Origin of the sequence: Gordonia terrae, assembly GCF_051789125.1 — a bacterium.
GTDB classification, from domain to species: domain Bacteria; phylum Actinomycetota; class Actinomycetes; order Mycobacteriales; family Mycobacteriaceae; genus Gordonia; species Gordonia terrae_A.
Window position 1 is genome coordinate 1987863 of sequence record NZ_CP196526.1, and the last position, 18496, is coordinate 2006358.

An 18496-nucleotide genomic window follows, 5' to 3' on the forward strand; every position below is an offset into this window, starting at 1 on the left:
AGCAGGGTGCGATTGTCGGTGATCAGGCATCGGCCAATAGGATGGTGTCCTGTGACTCCCGCCGACCTGGCCGCGCTGCTGCGCGCCGTGACCCTGACCGTGGTCCGTGACCGCGGACTGGACGAGAACCTGGTGCCCGACGCGATCGTCGTCGAGCGCCCCCGTCACGCTGACCACGGCGATTACTCCACCAACGTCGCCCTGCAGATGGGCAAGCGTCTCGGCGTCAAGCCGCGCGAACTCGCGGGCTGGCTGGCCGAGGCCTTCGCGGCCGCCGACGGCATCGACAAGACCGACATCGCCGGTCCCGGGTTCGTGAACATCTGGCTCGGCGCCGCCGCACAGAACACGGTCGTCGCGTCGGTGCTGGAGCAGGGACGCAACTACGGCCGCGGAGACGAACTCGCCGGATCGGTCATCAACCTCGAATTCGTGTCGGCCAACCCGACCGGTCCCATCCACCTCGGCGGAACCCGCTGGGCGGCAGTCGGCGACGCGCTCGGGCGCGTTCTCTCCGCCCGTGGCGGCCAGGTGACGCGCGAGTACTACTTCAACGATCACGGCGCACAGATCGATCGGTTCGCGCGGTCGCTCGAGGCCGCCGCCCTGGGTGACCCGACGCCCGAGGACGGATACGCGGGCGATTACATCGCCGACATCGCGGCGAAGGTCGTCGACACGGCCCCCGACGTGCTGTCGCAGCCGGAGTCCGAGCGTCTCGAGACCTTCCGCTCGGTTGGGGTGGATCTGATGTTCACCCACATCAAGCAGAGCCTGCACGACTTCGGGACCGACTTCGACGTCTTCACCCACGAGGACAAGATGTTCGCCAGCGGCCTCGTCGACGAGTGCATCGGTGAACTCAAGGCCAACGGGAATCTGTACGAGAAGGACGGCGCGTGGTGGCTGAAGTCCACCGACTTCGGCGACGACAAGGACCGTGTCGTCCTGAAGAGTGACGGCAACGCCGCCTACATCGCGGGCGACATCGCCTATTACCGCGACAAGCGGAACCGCGGCTTCAATCTCTGCATCTACATGCTCGGCGCCGACCATCACGGCTACATCAGCCGGCTCAAGGCCGCCGCCGCGGCGCTCGGCGACGACCCGGCGACCGTCGAGGTGCTGATCGGCCAGATGGTCAACCTCGTACGCGACGGCAAGCCGGTGCGTATGAGCAAGCGCGCGGGAACGGTGATCACGCTCGACGACCTCGTCGACGCGGTGGGTGTCGACGGCGCGCGCTACTCGCTGATCCGTTCGTCGGTCGACGTCAACATCGACATCGATCTCGACCTGCTGACCAAGCAGTCCAACGACAACCCCGTGTACTACGTGCAGTACGCGCACGCTCGGATGTCGGCTCTCGCACGCAACGCCGCCGACCTGGGAGTGGTGTCGTCGCTCGATCACCTCGACCTGCTCGACGACCCCGCCGAGGGCGAATTGATCCGTACCATCGGCGATTTCGACGAAGTCGTGGCCACCGCCGCCACCCTGCGCGAACCGCATCGGGTGTGCCGGTACCTGGAGGTCCTCGCCGGTACGTACCACCGCTTCTACGCGAAGTGCCGTGTCCTGCCGCAGGGCGACGAGGAGGTCGCCGACATCCACCGGGCTCGTCTGGCGTTGTGCGAGGCCACCCGCCAGGTCCTGGCCAACGGTCTGCACCTGGTCGGCGTCACCGCACCGGAGCAGATGTGAGCGCGCACCCGGCCGGACCCCGGCACGCCGAGCTGCTGGCCGCACCACACCTCGCGGAACGCCCGAACGACCCCGCCGTCCTCGCGGAGATCCCCGCGCAGGTCTGGCCGCGCAATGCCGCGCGCGACGAATCGGGTGAACTGCGGCTCGCGGGCGTACCGGTGAGTGAACTCGCCGCCGAGTACGGCACCCCCGCATTCTTCATCGACGAAGCCGACTTCCGGTCCCGCTGCCGCGACATGATGGCCGCGTTCGGACCCCACGGTCGGGTGCACTACGCGTCGAAGGCGTTCCTCTGCAGCGAGATCGCCCGCTGGGTCGACGACGAGGGGCTCTCGCTCGACGTCTGCAGCGGTGGCGAACTCGCCATCGCCCTGCGCGCCGGTTTCCCTCCGGAGCGGATCGCACTGCACGGCAACAACAAGAGCGTCGACGAGTTGCGCGCGGCCGTCGACGCGGGGATCGGCCACGTCGTCCTCGACTCGATGGTCGAGATCGAACGGCTCGACGCGGTCGCCCGCGAGCGCGGTGTCGTCGCCGACGTCCTCGTCCGTGTGACCGTCGGTGTCGAAGCCCACACCCACGAGTTCATCTCCACCGCCCACGAGGACCAGAAGTTCGGCTTCTCGCTCGCCGGCGGCGTCGCGATGGAGGCCATCCGAAAGGTCTTCGCCACAGGCAATCTCCGGCTCGTGGGTCTGCACAGCCACATCGGCTCGCAGATCTTCGACATGGACGGTTTCGAACTCGCCGCCCATCGGGTCCTCGGACTGCTGCACGATGTCGTCGACGAGTTCGGCGTCGAGAAGACATCTCAGATGTCGGTCGTCGATCTCGGTGGGGGACTGGGCATCTCGTACGTCCCCGAGGAGCGTCCGCTCCCGGTGGGCAAGGTCGCGGAGACCCTGGCCGCCATCGTCGAACGCGAGTCGGCTGCCGTCGGCCTGCCGATGCCGATCATCGCCGTCGAACCCGGCCGCGCGATCGCCGGACCCGGTACCGTGACGCTCTACCGTGTGGGAACCGTCAAGGACGTCGCGCTCGGCGGAGGTGCCGTACGTCGCTACATCTCCGTCGACGGCGGGATGAGCGACAACATCCGCACGGTGCTCTACGACGCCGAATACGACGTGCGGCTGGTGTCGCGCGTCTCGGCGGCGCGCGCGGTGGTCTGCCGGGTCGTCGGCAAGCACTGTGAGAGCGGCGACATCGTCATCAAGGACTGCTGGTTGCCCGAGGATCTCGGACCGGGTGATCTGATCGCAGTGGCGGCCACGGGTGCCTACTGCTACTCGATGTCGAGCCGATACAACATGACAATGAGACCGCCCGTGGTGGCGGTGGCCGACGGCAACGCCAGGCTGCTGCTTCGCCGGGAGACCATCGAAGACTTCCTCAGCCTGGAGGTGAGCCCGTGACCGGATCAGTCGAGAACACAAGCGGCGCAAGCACGTCGAATCCGCGCACCATCGGTGTCGCGATCCTCGGCATGGGCAACGTCGGGGCCGAGGTGGTGCGGATCATCACCGACAACGCCGCCGACCTCCGCGCCCGTGTCGGAGCCCCCGTCGAGATCCGCGGTGTCGCGGTCCGCGACCTCGGTCGCCCGCGCAAGATCGGGCAGGACCTGCTCACCGACGACGCCGCGGCGCTCGTCGCTCGCGACGACGTCGACATCGTCGTCGAATTGATGGGCGGCATCGACCCCGCGCGCGGTCTGATCCGTTCGGCCCTCGAGAGCGGTAAGTCGGTGGTGACCGCCAACAAGGCCCTGCTTGCGGAGTACACCGGCGAGCTCGCGACCGCTGCCGCCGAGGCCAAGGTCGACCTGTACTTCGAGGCGGCCGTCGCCGGAGCGATCCCGGTGATCCGTCCGCTGATGCAGTCGCTGGCGGGCGACACGGTGGAGCGGGTGGCGGGAATCGTCAACGGCACCACCAACTTCATCCTGTCGGCGATGGACGAGACCGGCGCCGACTACGCCGACAGCCTCGCCGAGGCCGGACGCCTGGGTTACGCCGAAGCCGACCCGACGGCCGACGTGGAGGGTTACGACGCCGCCGCGAAAGCCGCCATCCTGGCCTCGATCGCCTTTCACACGCGGGTCACCGCAGCCGATGTGCACCGCGAGGGGATCTCTTCGGTCACCGCGTCGGACCTCGCGGCGGCCAAGAAGTTCGACTGCACCATCAAGCTGCTCTCCATCTGCGAGCGTGTACGTGACACCGATGGCTCGCAACGCATCTCGGCTCGTGTGTATCCCGCACTGATCCCGCTGACCCACCCGCTGGCCACGGTCAACGGGGCGTTCAACGCGGTGGTCGTCGAGGCGGAGAACGCCGGTCGGCTGATGTTCTACGGGCAGGGCGCAGGCGGCTCGCCGACCGCCTCGGCGGTGCTCGGCGACATGGTGATGGCCGCTCGCAACCGCGTCCACGGTGGCCGCGGGCCGCTGGAGTCGACGTACGCGTCGCTGCCGGTCGCGCCGATCGACGACGTGTTCACGCGGTACTACGTGTCGATGCGGGTGGCCGACAAGCCCGGCGTGCTAGCGCAGGTCGCGGGGGAGTTCTCCAAGCGGTCGGTCAGCATTGCCGCGGTGCGCCAGGAGGGTGCGGGCGACGATGCCCGCCTGATCCTGGTGACCCACCGCGCACCAGACCGTGCGCAGTCGGATTGTGTTGCGGCGCTTGAAGACATGGACGCCGTCATCAAGGTGTCGAGTGTGTTGCGATTGGAAGGTACCGATGACTGAAGCGACTTCAACGCCAGTGCACCGTGCGTGGCCGGGCCTGATCGAGGCCTACCGGTCGCGGTTGCCCGTAGCCGACGACTGGAAGGTCGTCACGCTCCTCGAGGGCGGCACCCCATTGATCAGTGCGCCGCATCTGTCGTCGCTGACCGGGTGCGAGGTCTACCTGAAGGTGGAGGGGCTCAATCCCACCGGTTCCTTCAAGGACCGGGGAATGACGATGGCCGTGAGCAACGCGGTCAACAACGGCAAGACCGCGGTGCTCTGCGCCTCGACCGGCAACACGTCGGCGTCGGCCGCCGCCTACGCCACCCGGGCGGGCATCACCTGTGCCGTCCTGATCCCGCAGGGCAAGATCGCGATGGGCAAGCTCGCTCAGGCGGTCATGCACGGCGCGAAGATCATCCAGGTCGAGGGCAACTTCGACGACTGCCTCGAGCTGGCGCGCAAGGCGACCTCCGAATTCACCGAGATCGAACTCGTGAACTCGGTCAACCCGGCGCGTATCGAGGGTCAGAAGACCGCGGCCTTCGAGATCGTGGACGTCCTGGGTCGCGCGCCCGACGTCCACGCCCTGCCGGTCGGTAACGCGGGCAACATCACCGCGTACTGGAAGGGCTACACCGAGTATCACGCCGACGGTGTCTCGGCGTCGGTGCCGCGCATGCTGGGAGTCCAGGCCGCCGGTGCTGCGCCGCTGGTGAACGGCGCCCCGGTGAAGGAACCGGAGACCATCGCCACCGCCATCCGCATCGGGTCGCCCGCCAGCTGGAACCAGGCCGTCGCCGCGAAGGACGAGTCGAACGGACAGTTCCGTGCGGCGACCGACGAGAAGCTGCTGGAGGCCTACCGTCTCGTGGCCGGTAAGGAAGGCGTGTTCGTCGAACCCGCTTCGGCGGCCAGTGTGGCCGGCCTTCTCGCGGCCAGCGCCGACGGCTGGATCGCGCCGGGGTCGACCGTGGTGTGCACGGTCACCGGCAACGGCCTGAAGGACCCCGACACCGCACTGGCGGGCATCCCCGAGGTCGAGGCCATCCCGGTCGACCCGGTGGCAGTCGCGAATGCTCTCGGTGTCGGCTGACGGGGCCGGGCGTCCGGTCGACGTGCAGCCGGGCGCGGACGGCGCGATCGTCGGTGCCCCGACGGTCCGTGACCTGCCCGTCGGGATCTCCGCGCGGGTCCGCGTCCCCGCGTCGAGCGCCAACCTCGGCCCCGGATTCGACTGTCTCGGAATGGCTCTCGGCATCCACGACGAGGTGTTCGTGGAGACCGCCGCCTCCGGGACGACCCTCGAGGTCGAGGGTGAGGGTGCGGCCGACGTCCCACGTGACGAGTCGCACCTCGTCGTCCGTGCGCTGACCCGCGGCCTGGCGCACGCCGGGCTGCGCGCTCCCGGTCTGAGGCTCCGCTGTGTCAACCAGATCCCGCACTCGCGCGGCCTCGGGTCGTCGGCGGCGGCCGCCGTCTCGGGTCTCGCCGCGGCGTCGGGTCTGATCTCCGCCGCCGGTCTGGGTTCCGGGCTGTCGCCGGATGAACTGGTGCAACTCTCGAGCGAGTTCGAGGGACATCCCGACAACGCCGCCGCCAGCGTGCTCGGCTCGGCCGTCGTCACCTGGACCGAATCCGCGGACGGCATGCCGACGTACCGTGCCCACCGCCTGGCCGTGCATCCCGACATCTGCGCGACCGTGTTCGTCCCGGACACGGAGTCCTCGACCAGCTTCACCCGGGGCCTTCTCCCGGATTCGGTGCCGCGAGGCGATGCCGTGTTCAACCTGAGCCGCTCCGCGCTCGCGGTCGTGGCGCTCACCGCCGAGCCCAGGAATCTGATGGCGGCGTCCGAGGATCGTCTGCATCAGCCGTATCGCGCGTCGGCGATGGCGCCCACCAGTGACCTGGTCGCCGCGCTGCGTGCCAGGGGATATGCCGCGACGGTCTCCGGCGCGGGTCCCACCGTCCTCGTGCTCGGCACCGCCCCGGTCCCCGCCGACATCCGTCAGATCGCGCAGGGACTCGGCTTCACCACCCGCTCGGTCGCCATCGCCGGCGGCGTCGAGATCAGCGTCGGCTGATCCCGTCCCCGACGTGCCGAGCGGGTGGCCCTGCTCATTTGGCGCATTCGGCGTGTTGCCCCTATCATGCGAACGGGGTTACCATATTCTGGTCTAGCCGCGCGGGCTTGTCCTGCCGCTTCTCATCCATCACCGACCGGAGAACACCGGCTGTCGAACCTGCCGTGGTCGTGGGTGTTCTGTCGACGGAGTCGACAGTGCCGAAGCACAGGTACTTTTCGAGCACGCTCGCAGCGGGACCGCATATTTCTCTACCGTCCACCGCGGACGGACTCCCTAGCGCACAGCAGCAGGGAAACGTAGACCTCACGCAGTTTTCGTCTGCGGGAGGAACGAAAGGACTTCCGTGACCGATACGGACCTGATCACCGCACCTGCCGAGCAGGACTCCGCGGGTTCGGCCGCCCCCGATTCGGGACAACCGGCCACCAAGACACGTGCACGCACCGGCCTCTCCGGCATGGTGCTCAGCGAACTGCGGACGGTCGCCGGTGAACTCGGCATCAAGGGCACCTCGGGAATGCGCAAGGGCGACCTGATCGCCGCCATCAAGGAGCGCCAGGCCGGCGGAAGCACCGCCGCCGCTCCGAAGAGCGCCCCGACCCGCGCCAAGAGTGCCGCGAAGACCGCCCCGACCGACGACCAGCTCACGATCGCCGACTCCCCGGCCGGCGATGCCGCCGATGCGCCGAAGGCCGATGCGCCAAAGGGGGCCGGTCGCGCGTCGCGGGCCGCCGGTCGCAAGACCGCCGAGACACGAACCGACCAGAACGAGACGACCGACAGCGGTGCGCCCCAGGACGGTGCGCCCCAGGACGAGGCGCCCAAGGACAGGGCCCCTGCCCCCGAGAACGCCGACGGTGCTTCCGGCGACGGCGGCAAGCGGGATGGCGCATCGGACTCCGACGCCGGCGAGGCCGGTGGGGGTCGTGAGCGACGGCCCCGTCGCGACGGTGCGGCCGAGTCGTCGGGCGACGGCGACAGCGGTGACCAGCGCAATCGCCGGAACCGCAACCAGAATCGCGACAACCAGAACCGGGACAGCGGTCAGAATCGCGACAACCAGAACCGCGAGGGCGGCCAGAATCGCGACAACCAGAACCGCGAGGGCGGTCAGAACCGCGACAACCAGAACCGCGAGGGCGGTCAGAACCGCGAGGGCCAGAACCGGGACAGCGGTCAGAGCCGGGACAACCAGAATCGCGACGGGGGTCAGAACCGCGACAACCGCGACGACGACGGCGAGGGCGGCGGCCGTCGCCGCGGGCGTCGCTTCCGTGAGCGTCGTCGTGGACAGAACCGCGACACCCCGAACGAGCCCCAGGTCTCCGAGGACGACGTGTTGCAGCCGGTCGCCGGCATCCTCGACGTACTCGACAATTACGCGTTCGTGCGGACCTCCGGGTACCTCGCCGGTCCGAACGACGTGTATGTCTCGATGAACCTCGTACGCAAGAACGGTCTCCGACGCGGCGACGCGATCACCGGTGCGGTCAAGGTCGCACGGGACGGGGACCAGCAGAACCAGCGCCAGAAGTTCAATCCGCTGGTACGCCTCGACACGGTCAACGGTGGGGACGTGGAGGCGGCCAAGCGTCGTCCCGAGTTCAACAAGCTGACGCCGCTGTACCCGAATCAGCGGTTGCGCCTGGAGACGACTCCCGAGCGTCTCGACACCCGGGTCATCGACCTGATCATGCCGATCGGCAAGGGGCAGCGTGCTCTGATCGTGTCGCCGCCGAAGGCGGGCAAGACGACGATCCTGCAGGACATCGCCAACGCGATCGCCACCAACAACCCCGAGTGTCACCTCATGGTCGTGCTCGTCGACGAGCGTCCCGAAGAGGTCACCGACATGCAGCGGTCGGTGAAGGGTGAGGTCATCGCCTCGACCTTCGACCGTCCGCCGTCAGACCACACGTCGGTGTCCGAACTCGCGATCGAGCGCGCGAAGCGTCTGGTCGAGAGCGGCAAAGACGTTGTGGTGCTGCTGGACTCGATCACCCGCCTGGGTCGTGCGTACAACAACGCGTCGCCGGCCTCGGGTCGAATCCTGTCCGGTGGTGTCGATTCCACCGCGCTGTACCCGCCCAAGCGCTTCCTCGGCGCGGCGCGCAACATCGAGAACGGCGGGTCCCTGACGATCATCGCCTCGGCCCTCGTCGAGACCGGCTCCACCGGTGACACCGTGATCTTCGAGGAGTTCAAGGGCACCGGTAACGCCGAGCTCAAACTCGACCGCAAGATCTCGGAGCGTCGGGTGTTCCCGGCGGTGGACGTCAACCTCTCCAGCACGCGTAAGGACGAGTTGCTGCTGTCGCCGGAGGAGTTCTCCATCGTGCACAAGCTGCGTCGTCTGCTCTCGGGTCTCGACTCCCAGCAGGCCATCGACCTGCTCATCAGTCAGCTCAAGAAGACCAAGACGAACATCGAGTTCCTGATGTCGGTGCAGAAGACCGCGCCGGGCGCGAACAACGACGACTGACCCGGGCCGAGACGAGACGGCAACGGCCCCGACCGCGGTGACGCGGATCGGGGCCGTTGACGTATCGGTCAGGAGATGAGATCGGCCATCAGCTGGTCCCACGCCTGCGCGACCTCGGGTGCGACGACTCCGGTCTGGGTGACGACGAGACAGCACTGAGCTTTGCGGTTGTAGATCTCGAGCGACCCGATCAGCCCCCTCACACCCTGGGTCCAGGTCACCCAGCAGTCGCCGACGAGGTTGAAGTTCACCATCACCCGGGCGTTCCCCGACGCGAGCACCATCTGACCGCGGTGTTCGCGCGCCCCGTCGAGCCGGTCCTGGCGCATCTGCGCACATCCGGGCGCGGTGGCGGCGAGGGTCACCGTCATCCCCAGCAATGCCGCGTGCTCGAGGGCGGCGATCACCGGACGGGTGTTCACGCGCGTCGCACGCGCGTCTCCGGTTGCGGCGAGAGCGGCATGTCGCGCAGATCCGCCGTCGGAGAGAATCGAATCGAGTTGCGCCACCTGGTCGTCGAGGTCTGGAAGCGCAGGGTCTTGCAGCGCAGTGTCTTCTGGGACCACCGGTCCGACGAGGGATGGGCGAGAACCTTCCGTCTCGCGTCCGAGCGACAGCCCCTCGAATGCGAGCCGGTCGGAATTCTCGGTCAGATAGGTGGCGTGCGATGTGTTGCCGCGATCGTCGAACAGCCTCAGGGTGGGCGGGACATGGGCCGCCGGGTCGCTCAGCAGGGTCGAGGAAAGGCGAGATGGACACAGCCGCAACGTGATCCGATCGGGCTCTGCGCGGATCGGACCTCCGACGGAGACCGGTGTCGCGTGCACGCCCACCGCGTTCATGATGACCGGCCCGGCCACGGTCACGCCGACGACCTGTCCGAGTGCGGGGAGATGCGCGGTCACCGCGTCGACGTCACCGATGACCGAGGAGTCGCAGAAACCCGCTGTGCGCAGCAGTATCTCGAGGTCGCTGTGGGCGGGCGGGTACTCCTCGGCTGGCCCGGTCATGTCAGTAGACGTCGCGCAGGTATCGGTTGTCCGACCGCAACCGATCGACGTAGTCCCGCGTCGCGTCCGGTCCGAGCCCACCGTGTTCGCCGATGATCTCGTGCAGTGCCGCGTCGACGTCGTCGGCCATCGTCGTGGCATCGCCGCACACGTACACGCGTGCGCCCGCCTCGATCCAGGAGAACAATTCGGCGCCGTGTTCGCGCATCCGGTCCTGCACATAGACCTTGTGTTCCTGGTCGCGCGAGAACGCGAGGTCCAGGCGGTCGAGGGTGCCATCGGTGACGAACTGTTCGAGTTCGCGCGCGTAGAGGTGGTCGAATGCGCGGTGCTGGTCGCCGAAGAACAGCCAGTTGGCCCCGGCGGCGCCCGCGGCGGCGCGTTCGTGGAGAAATGCGCGGAAGGGGGCGATGCCGGTACCGGGGCCGATCATGATCGCGGGGGCATCGTCGGCGGGAGGCCGGAAGTTCTTGTTCGGGGAGATGAAGACGCTCACGGTGTCGCCCGGCGCACAGCGGTCGGCGAGGTGGGTCGAACACACTCCGCCGCGGGACCTCCCGTCCAGCGTGTAGCGCACCGTGGCCATCGTGATGTGCACGGTGCCGCCATGGACCCGGGGGCTCGAGGAGATGGAGTACTCGCGGTGGGCGAGGGGGCTGAGCTCCTCGAGGAGTTCCTCGGCGGTCAGCGTCAGGGACGGGTCGATGTTCAGCAGGTCGAGGACGTCGCGCCCCGAGAGCCACGCGTCGAGTGCGTGGGCATCGCCCGACTCGACGAGTCGGACGAGCTCGGGGTCTCCGGTGCGGTCGGCGACGGCCTTGACGAGGTACTTGGACGGGGTCGCGATCTCGTACCGGCGGGTCAGCGCCTCGCGCAGGGTGTACGTGGCCTTGCGGTCGGCGATGATCTCGTCGCCGACGGCGCCGAGTCGATCGAGGAGCAGGTCGACGAGGGCCGGGTCGTTGAGCGGCGCGATACCGATGCCGTCGCCCACCTCGTAGGTGATCCCGCTGTCGCCGAGATCGATCTCGATGTGGCGAACCTCTTTGGCCGAGCCGGGTCCGGAGAGCACCTCGTTGGCGAGGATCGTCGCCGGATAGGGGTTGCGGCGGTTCCACGGCGACCGCGCGGTCCTGCCGGTGCGGCGAGACGGGGCGGGGGCAGCAGCGGTGTCGAGTGCCAGGGCGCTTCCGGCCGATGCGGCGTCGTACATCGAGGCATCCTTCGTGATCGATGTTCGGTGATCCATGCTGTCGGTGATCACGGCGATCCGGGGGATCATTGCTCACCGGGCCGGCACGCGACGAGTCTGCACGAGCGGGCGCCGCCACGGTACTACACTTAGGTAACCCTTATCACCCCCGACGGCTCAGTCGTGACGCGTATCTCGCCCCGAGCGGCGGGAATGCATCGGTCCGGTCCGCTGTTGAGCCTTCTGCGACCGCGTGACCGGGATTTTTGCTGGTGATGCAGCACATGGCATACTGAGCGGTCGAGTCCGGTTCCGGTTCACACCGTCGACACGCGACGGTGACCCGGCGACCACAGAAAGGGACAGCCACCATGAAGCAGGGAATCCACCCCGAGTACGCGACGACCACCGTCGTCTGCGGCTGCGGCAACACCTTCGAGACCCGCAGCACCGCTGCGAACGGTCGGATCAACGTCGAGGTCTGCTCGCAGTGCCACCCGTTCTACACGGGCAAGCAGAAGATCCTCGACACCGGTGGCCGTGTTGCCCGGTTCGAGAAGCGCTACGGCAAGCGCGCCAAGTAGACCACGCTGCGACGCCCGCCCGACGATCAGTCGGGACGGGCGTCGTTGTGTTTTGGTCACCATCCCATCCGGTTCTGGGGCAGCGCCGGTCGACAAGTGAGGACGCCTCCATGAGTACGCAGAGTCCCTCGGCCATCGACGACATCCTTGCCGAACACTCCGGCCTCGAACGTCAGTTGGCGGACCCGGCGCTGCACGATGACCCGACCGCCGCTCGACGCGTGGGCAAGCGGTTCGCCGAACTCGCGCCCGTGATGTCGACGTACGCCAAGCTCAAGGCGGCCCGCGACGATCTCGAAGCGGCCCGCGAACTCGCCTCCGACGACGCATCGTTCGCCGCGGAGATCCCCGCGCTCGAGGAGACGGTCAGCGAACTCGACGCCGCCCTCACCGATCTGCTCGCCCCCCGCGACCCCCACGACGGCGACGACGTCGTCCTGGAGATCAAGTCCGGGGCCGGCGGCGAGGAGTCCGCGCTGTTCGCGTCCGACCTGGCCCGCATGTACCTGAAATACTGTGAGCGGCATGGCTGGAAGGCCCAGATCCTGGGTATGACCGAGTCCGATCTCGGCGGTTACAAGGAGGCGACCATCTCCATCAAGTCCAAGGAGGCGGTTCGCGACGGTGTCTGGTCACGTCTGAAGTTCGAGGGCGGGGTGCACCGGGTGCAGCGTGTGCCCGTCACCGAGTCGCAGGGACGTATCCACACCTCGGCCGCCGGTGTGTTGATCTACCCCGAACCCGAAGAGGTCGCGGAGGTGGTGATCGACGAATCAGATCTCCGCGTCGACGTCTACCGTTCGTCCGGCAAGGGCGGGCAGGGTGTGAACACCACCGACTCCGCCGTCCGCCTCACGCATCTGCCGACCGGCATCGTCGTGACGTGCCAGAACGAGCGGTCGCAGTTGCAGAACAAGGCGCGTGCGATGCAGGTTCTCGCGGCACGCCTGCAGTCCGCCGCGGAAGAAGAGGCCGACGCCGCCGCGGCGCAGGGACGGGCGGCGCAGATCCGCACCGTGGACCGGTCCGAGCGGATCCGCACCTACAACTTCCCCGAGAACCGCATCACCGACCACCGGATCGGGTACAAGGCGAGCAATCTCGACGCCGTGCTCGCCGGTGACATGGACAACCTGCTCGACGCACTCGTGGCCGCGGACCGCCAGGCCCGCATGGAAGCGGAATAGGCCGAGTGTCCGGGTCACTCGTCCGGCCGATCGACGAAGTCCGCTTCGCTGCAACGCGACTCGCGGAGGCGGGGATCGACTCCCCGCGCCGGGACGCCGAGTGGCTGATGGCACATGTGCTCGGCGTCGATGTGGGGCGTCTGGTGATGGTCGACGCGATCGACGAGCCCCGTCGACGCGCCTTCCGAGACGCCGTGGAGCAGCGTGCCCAACGGATTCCGTTGCAGCACATCATCGGTTCCGCGGCATTCGGGCCGCTCGACCTCGCGGTGGGTCCGGGGGTCTTCGTCCCGCGGCCGGAGACCGAGTACCTCCTCGAATGGGCGGTCGGTCATCTCCGCGCGATGCCGGGACCGCATGTCGTCGCCGACCTGTGCAGCGGTAGCGGAGCGCTGGCGATCGCGATCGCGACGATGGCCCCCGAGACCCGGGTGGTGGCGGTCGAGGCGGACGGCGCCGCCCTGCAGTGGTTGCGCCGCAACGTGGCCGACGCGCGATGTGCACCGGGATCGCGGGTCGAGGTGGCCGACGCCGACGTCACGGACGCCGTGCAGATGGCAGAGCTCGTCGAGTCGTCGAGCGTCTCTCTCGTCGTCGCCAACCCACCGTATGTCCCGCTCGACGCCGAGGTCGGACCCGAGGTCGCGCACGACCCGGCCCGCGCGGTGTACGGGGGAGCGGACGGCATGTCGGTGATCGTGCCGATGGTGCCCGTCATCGCCGAGATGCTGGAGCCGGGCGGGTCGGTGGGCATCGAGCACGACGACACCACGGCCGCGCCGGTGACCGAATGCCTACGCGCGAACGGTGGCTTCGAGGACGTCACCCCGCGGCCGGATCTCGCCGGACGGCCGAGGTTCGTCACGGCGCGCCGGACACGACGCTGACGGGGCGCCCGACTGACGGGCGGCCCATGCGAGGATGTCCGGGTGAGCATTGTTTTCGACTGCAACGATCCGCAGAACCGCTCGTCGGGGATCCGGGCGGCCGTCGGGGCTGCGAAGGCCGGGCGCCTCGTCGTCATGCCCACCGACACGCTGTACGGAGTCGGTTGTGACGCCTTCGATTCCGATGCCGTCGGCGCACTGCTGGCCGCCAAACACCGCGGACGGGACATGCCGGTGCCGGTCCTGGTGGGGTCGTGGAACTCGATCGACGGACTCGTCCTCTCTGTACCCCAGCCGGCGCGCGATCTCATCGAATCCTTCTGGCCGGGTGGTCTGAGTCTCGTTGTCCGACAGGCTCCTTCGCTGGCGTGGGATCTCGGGGACACCGACGGCACCGTCATGCTGCGGATGCCGCTGCACCCGGTGGCGATCGACGTGTTGCGCGAGGTGGGGCCCATGGCGGTCTCGAGCGCCAACGTGTCCGGGCAACCCCCGGCGACGACCGCCGACGAAGCACGCGAGCAACTCGGCGACGAGGTGTCGGTCTACCTCGACGGCGGGCCGGCGCCGGCTGCGCAGGCGTCGACCATCGTCGACCTCTCCGGGGCGTCCCCCCGCGTCCTGCGTGAGGGGGCGGTGTCCACGGCCGCGGTCGCCGAGGTCCTCGACGTGGACCCGAGCTCGCTTCTTCCGGAGCGATGAGCCCGGTCCCCGGGCAGTCCGGCGCGGGCGGGTCGGGGTCCGATGACCTCGCGACCGGGGACCCCGCGGTCGACGCCCTGATCGCCCGCGAGGTACGCCGGCGCGGATCGTCGTTGCAACTGCTCGCGAGCGAGACCGAACCGACCGCCGGTGTTCGTGCCGCGGTGGCGTCGGTGTTCGACGCGAAGTACGCCGAGGGCTACCCGGGCTCCCGCTATCACGGCGGGTGCGAGGTGGCCGACGAACTCGAAGAGCTCGCCGTCGCCCGCGCCCGGGACCTCTTCGGTGCCGAATACGTGAATGTGCAGCCGCTGTCGGGAAGTGCTGCCAATCTCGCCGTCTATGCGGCCTTCGCCCAGCCGGGCGATCCGGTCCTCGCCCTCAAGCTCGAACACGGCGGCCATCAGACCCACGGCTCGCGCGCGAACTTCTCCGGACGCTGGTTCTCGCCCCTGCACTACGAGGTGGGACACGACGACGAACTGCTCGACTACGACCGCATCCGGGATCTGGCCCTGGTGCACCGGCCCCGGATACTCGTGGCCGGCGCCGCGGCGTACGCACGGACGTTCGACTTCGAGAGACTGCGCCGGATCGCCGACGAGGCCGAGTGCATCCTGTGGGTCGACGCCGCCCATCTCGCCGGCCATGTCGCCGCGGGCCTGCTGCCCTCGCCCGTCCCGCACGCGGACATCGTCACCTTCTCCACCAACAAGGTGATCCGCGGACCGCGGGGCGGTGTCGTCCTCGCCCGTGAGGAGCATCGAGAAGCCCTGCGCAAGGCCGTCTTCCCGTTCGTGCAGGGCGGCCCGGCGATGAACTCCGTCGCGGCCAAGGCGGTGGCACTCGCCGAGTCGGGGACCGCGGAGTTCGCCGCCCATGTGCGCCGGACCGTCGACAACGCGCGAAATCTGGCCACGGCGTTGACGACGCGAGGCGGTCGGGTGGTGTCCGGGGGCACCGACCTGCATTTCGCCGTGATCGACGTCACCGGCTTCGGGGTGACGGGGGTGGAGGCGCAGTATCGCCTCGCCGCGTCCGGCATCGTCGTCGACAAGGCCGTGCTCCCGTTCGATCCCCGGCCCGTCACCGTGGGCTCGGCGATCAGGATCGGCACCCCGGTCGCCACCGTCCGGGGGCTCGGTCCCGACTCGATTCCCGCGGTCGCCGACGCCATGGTCGCCGCGATGACGACCTCGGATCGTGAGACACACGATCGGATCCGTCGCGAGATCGCGGATTCGGCATGCGGGTAGCGTGGTCGGCGTGTTCGAGTCCTCTGATCGCGGGGCGCCGGTGGTGATCCGATGACCGGCGCCGGTCCGGCGCTGCTCGCCGCGGCCTCGGACGGGGGAGGGACCGGTGTCCCGCTGCGCGAGCTGCTCCTCGTGGGACTCACCGCCGCGGCGATGACCTACCTGTTGACGTCGGCGGTGCGGGTCTTCGCCATCCGCGCCGGCGCGGTCGCGGTGCCGCGGGTGCGCGATGTCCACGTGATACCCACGCCGCGACTCGGTGGGCTCGGGATGTTCGGCGGGGTCGTCGCCGGCATCGCCCTGGCGGCCAACCTGCCCGCACTCAACCGCGGGTTCGCATACACCACGGACATGACCGCGGTGATCGCCGCGGGCACGGTGATCGTGCTGGTGGGTGTCGTCGACGACCGTTGGGGGCTCGACGCGTTGACGAAATTCGTCGGGCAGCTGACCGCCGCCGGTGTACTCGTGCTCCTGGGTATCAGCTGGCTGCAGCTCTACATCCCGTTCGCCGACATAGGGACCCTGGTGCTCGATCCGTTGCAGGCGGGGCTGCTGACCGTGGCGATCACGGTGGCGACCATCAACGCGATCAACTTCGTCGACGGCCTCGACGGGCTCGCCGCGGGACTCGGCCTCATCGCCGCGGCCGCAATCTGCATGTTCTCTCTCGGACTGCTCCGCGATCAGGGCGGCGACGTCAGCTACTACCCGCCGGCGCTCATCTCGGTGGCACTGGCCGGAGCCTGCCTGGGTTTCCTCCCGCACAACTTCTCACCGGCCCGGATCTTCATGGGGGATTCGGGGGCGATGCTGATCGGCCTCCTCCTCGCCGCGGCGTCGACGAGTGCGTCGGGGCGCATCGCCGTCAACGCTTACGGACCGGCTGACATCTTCACTCTGCTGTCACCGCTCATCCTGGTGGCGGCCGTCGTGTTCATCCCGATGCTCGACATGCTCCTCGCCGTGATCCGGCGCACCCGCGCGGGAGTCGGCTTCTACACCCCGGACAAGATGCACCTGCATCATCGACTGCTGGAGCTCGGTCATTCGCAGCGCCGGGTCGCGCTCATCATCTACCTGTGGGTGGGCGTGCTGGCCTTCTCCGCCGCGGCGAGCACCCTGTTCCCGCTCTCGGTCGTGGCACCCGCCTTCGGTGCGGGCCTGGTCGTCGCCATGCTGGTCACGATGGCACCGAGGTTGCACCGGCGGTTCGCGGAACTGCGGACGGCGACCAGGGCCTACCGCTGATACGCGGTACCCGACCCTTAGGTAAGGAAACCGTAAAAACTCGTGTACTATCGGCCGTAGTAGTTGGCGAGAGCACTGTTTCGGACACAAAGCCCCGGTTCCGTCTCTTGCGTCGAATACCCCCCGGTGAGACACCCGGATGAGTGTTGGTAGGGTCACATCACACGCGAGCTGACGCCCAGCGGCCATGCGCTGCTGCACGTACGCGGGTGCCCCGTGCCGTCGGTATGGAGTAGGAGAGCTGAGGAGGGACATGACTGCATCTGCCCCTGATTCGGCCCCCGTCTATCCGCAGGCGCCGACCGGACTCCGCCGCCCCGCGCTCATCGCGGGCGGGTTCATCGTGGTCGTCGCGGCCGTCTCACTGGCTGTCGGTCACCCGCTCTTCGCGGTGTTCTTCCTTCTCGGTGTCGCCGGGATCTTCGTCAACGCGATCCTCGTCAGACGTGCCGTCGACGTCGTCGTCGCCGACGAGAACCCGCGCAAGACCGCACTTGCTCTCAACTCCGCCATGCGACTGGGTGCCATCACGGCGCTCGCGTTGCTGGCGGCCTTCCTGGTCCAACCCGACGGGTTGGGCGCAATGTTCGGACTCGCCATCGGCCAAGTGGTCTTGGTGCTGAACACGGTCATTCCGGTGATGAAAGGACTTCGTAGCCAACCATGACGACCGCCTTCAACCTTGCCGCAGAGGATGGCGAACCAGCCATCCAGGTGGGTCACTACACCAAGTTCGAGCTGTTCGGACTGACCTTCAACCTGGAGACCATCATCGCGACGGCGCTGGCCGCGGCGATCTTGCTCGCGTTGGCCTTCTACCTGAAGTCGAAGGTCACCTCGACCGGTGTGCCGTCGGGTGTGCAGCTGTTCTGGGAGGCCATCACCATCCAGATGCGTGGTCAGGTCGAGAGTGCCATCGGCATGAAGGTCGCCCCGTACGTCCTGCCGCTCGCGGTCTCGCTGTTCACCTTCATCCTGATCTCCAACTGGCTGTCGATCCTGCCGGTCCAGGTCGGACACCACGAGATCCTCAAGCCGCCGGCCGCGGACGTGAACTTCGCCTACGCCCTCGCCGTGTTCGTGTTCGTCTGGTACCAGATCGCCGGCTTCCGGGCTCGCGGCCTCCTGGGTCATCCCAAGCGGATCATCAAGGGCCACGTGGCCTTCCTCGCGCCGATCAACGTCATCGAGGAGTTCACCAAGCCGATCTCGCTGTCGCTGCGACTCTTCGGCAACGTCTTCGCCGGCAGCATGATGGTCGCCCTGATCGCGCTGTTCCCGCCGTACATCATGTGGGCACCGAACGCGATCTGGAAGTCGTTCGAGCTGTTCGTCGGACTCATCCAGGCCTTCATCTTCGCGCTGCTGACGATCCTGTACTTCTCGCAGTCGATGGAGACCGAAGACCACTGAT

At 68.2% G+C, this 18496-nt stretch carries 16 protein-coding genes; 14 read left to right on the forward strand and 2 right to left on the reverse strand.

Annotation, left to right across the window (positions count from 1 at the left end):
* The first annotated feature begins 51 nt into the window (after window positions 1-51).
* From argS to rho, 6 genes are all read left to right on the forward strand, one after another.
* Window positions 52-1704 carry an arginine--tRNA ligase gene (argS, locus tag ACSUZC_RS09030; protein ID WP_439032491.1) on the forward strand — a complete coding sequence of 551 codons (1653 nt, stop codon included), beginning with the start codon at window positions 52-54 and terminating at the stop codon, window positions 1702-1704.
* Window positions 1701-3122, forward strand: coding sequence for a diaminopimelate decarboxylase (gene lysA, locus ACSUZC_RS09035; RefSeq protein WP_439032492.1), 1422 nt, complete (start codon window positions 1701-1703; stop codon window positions 3120-3122). Before argS ends, lysA begins: the two co-directional genes overlap by 4 nt.
* A complete protein-coding gene (locus ACSUZC_RS09040; RefSeq protein WP_439032493.1) occupies window positions 3119-4459 on the forward strand; it encodes a homoserine dehydrogenase in 1341 nt (446 codons plus the stop codon). The genes lysA and ACSUZC_RS09040 overlap by 4 nt, the downstream gene beginning before the upstream one ends.
* Complete coding sequence (gene thrC / locus ACSUZC_RS09045; protein WP_439032494.1) at window positions 4452-5537, forward strand: threonine synthase; 1086 nt, start codon at window positions 4452-4454, stop codon at window positions 5535-5537. The genes ACSUZC_RS09040 and thrC overlap by 8 nt, the downstream gene beginning before the upstream one ends.
* Window positions 5518-6528, forward strand: a complete 1011-nt coding sequence (gene thrB / locus ACSUZC_RS09050) for a homoserine kinase (RefSeq protein WP_439032495.1) — start codon at window positions 5518-5520, stop codon at window positions 6526-6528. Before thrC ends, thrB begins: the two co-directional genes overlap by 20 nt.
* A gap of 346 nt (window positions 6529-6874) precedes the next feature.
* A complete protein-coding gene (gene rho, locus ACSUZC_RS09055) occupies window positions 6875-9013 on the forward strand; it encodes a transcription termination factor Rho (RefSeq protein ID WP_439032496.1) in 2139 nt (712 codons plus the stop codon).
* A 68-nt stretch (window positions 9014-9081) separates the two neighbouring features.
* Here the strand turns inward: rho and ACSUZC_RS09060 are convergent, their stop codons facing one another.
* Together ACSUZC_RS09060 and ACSUZC_RS09065 are read right to left on the reverse strand one after the other, a co-directional pair.
* Entirely contained in the window at window positions 9082-10023 is a 942-nt protein-coding gene (locus ACSUZC_RS09060) for a heme transporter (protein WP_439032497.1), read from the reverse strand.
* A gap of 1 nt (window position 10024) precedes the next feature.
* Window positions 10025-11236: a sulfite reductase subunit alpha gene (locus tag ACSUZC_RS09065; protein ID WP_439032498.1), complete on the reverse strand. Its 1212-nt coding sequence runs from the start codon at window positions 11234-11236 to the stop codon at window positions 10025-10027.
* Window positions 11237-11586: 350 nt separating this feature from the next.
* Between ACSUZC_RS09065 and rpmE the strand changes: the two genes are divergently transcribed.
* The 8 genes from rpmE (at window position 11587) to atpB (ending at window position 18495) form a co-directional block, all read left to right on the forward strand.
* The gene (gene rpmE / locus ACSUZC_RS09070) at window positions 11587-11799 is read left to right on the forward strand and encodes a 50S ribosomal protein L31 (RefSeq protein WP_010842972.1); all 213 of its coding nucleotides are present in this window, start codon (window positions 11587-11589) and stop codon (window positions 11797-11799) included.
* Window positions 11800-11909: 110 nt separating this feature from the next.
* On the forward strand, window positions 11910-12986 hold the full coding sequence (gene prfA / locus ACSUZC_RS09075; RefSeq protein ID WP_439032499.1) for a peptide chain release factor 1: 1077 nt from the start codon (window positions 11910-11912) through the stop codon (window positions 12984-12986).
* A 5-nt stretch (window positions 12987-12991) separates the two neighbouring features.
* The gene (prmC, locus tag ACSUZC_RS09080; RefSeq protein WP_439032500.1) at window positions 12992-13873 is read left to right on the forward strand and encodes a peptide chain release factor N(5)-glutamine methyltransferase; all 882 of its coding nucleotides are present in this window, start codon (window positions 12992-12994) and stop codon (window positions 13871-13873) included.
* Between the two features lie 42 nt (window positions 13874-13915).
* Window positions 13916-14575, forward strand: a complete 660-nt coding sequence (locus ACSUZC_RS09085; protein WP_439032501.1) for an L-threonylcarbamoyladenylate synthase — start codon at window positions 13916-13918, stop codon at window positions 14573-14575.
* The gene (gene glyA, locus ACSUZC_RS09090) at window positions 14572-15831 is read left to right on the forward strand and encodes a serine hydroxymethyltransferase (protein WP_439032502.1); all 1260 of its coding nucleotides are present in this window, start codon (window positions 14572-14574) and stop codon (window positions 15829-15831) included. The genes ACSUZC_RS09085 and glyA overlap by 4 nt, the downstream gene beginning before the upstream one ends.
* A 51-nt stretch (window positions 15832-15882) precedes the next feature.
* Window positions 15883-17082, forward strand: a complete 1200-nt coding sequence (locus ACSUZC_RS09095) for a glycosyltransferase family 4 protein (protein ID WP_439032503.1) — start codon at window positions 15883-15885, stop codon at window positions 17080-17082.
* Between the two features lie 253 nt (window positions 17083-17335).
* Window positions 17336-17749 (forward strand): hypothetical protein, encoded by a 414-nt coding sequence (locus ACSUZC_RS09100; RefSeq protein ID WP_004021250.1) that lies wholly within the window; start codon window positions 17336-17338, stop codon window positions 17747-17749.
* Window positions 17746-18495 (forward strand): F0F1 ATP synthase subunit A, encoded by a 750-nt coding sequence (gene atpB / locus ACSUZC_RS09105; protein WP_014926346.1) that lies wholly within the window; start codon window positions 17746-17748, stop codon window positions 18493-18495. Before ACSUZC_RS09100 ends, atpB begins: the two co-directional genes overlap by 4 nt.
* The last annotated feature ends 1 nt before the right edge of the window (window position 18496 follow it).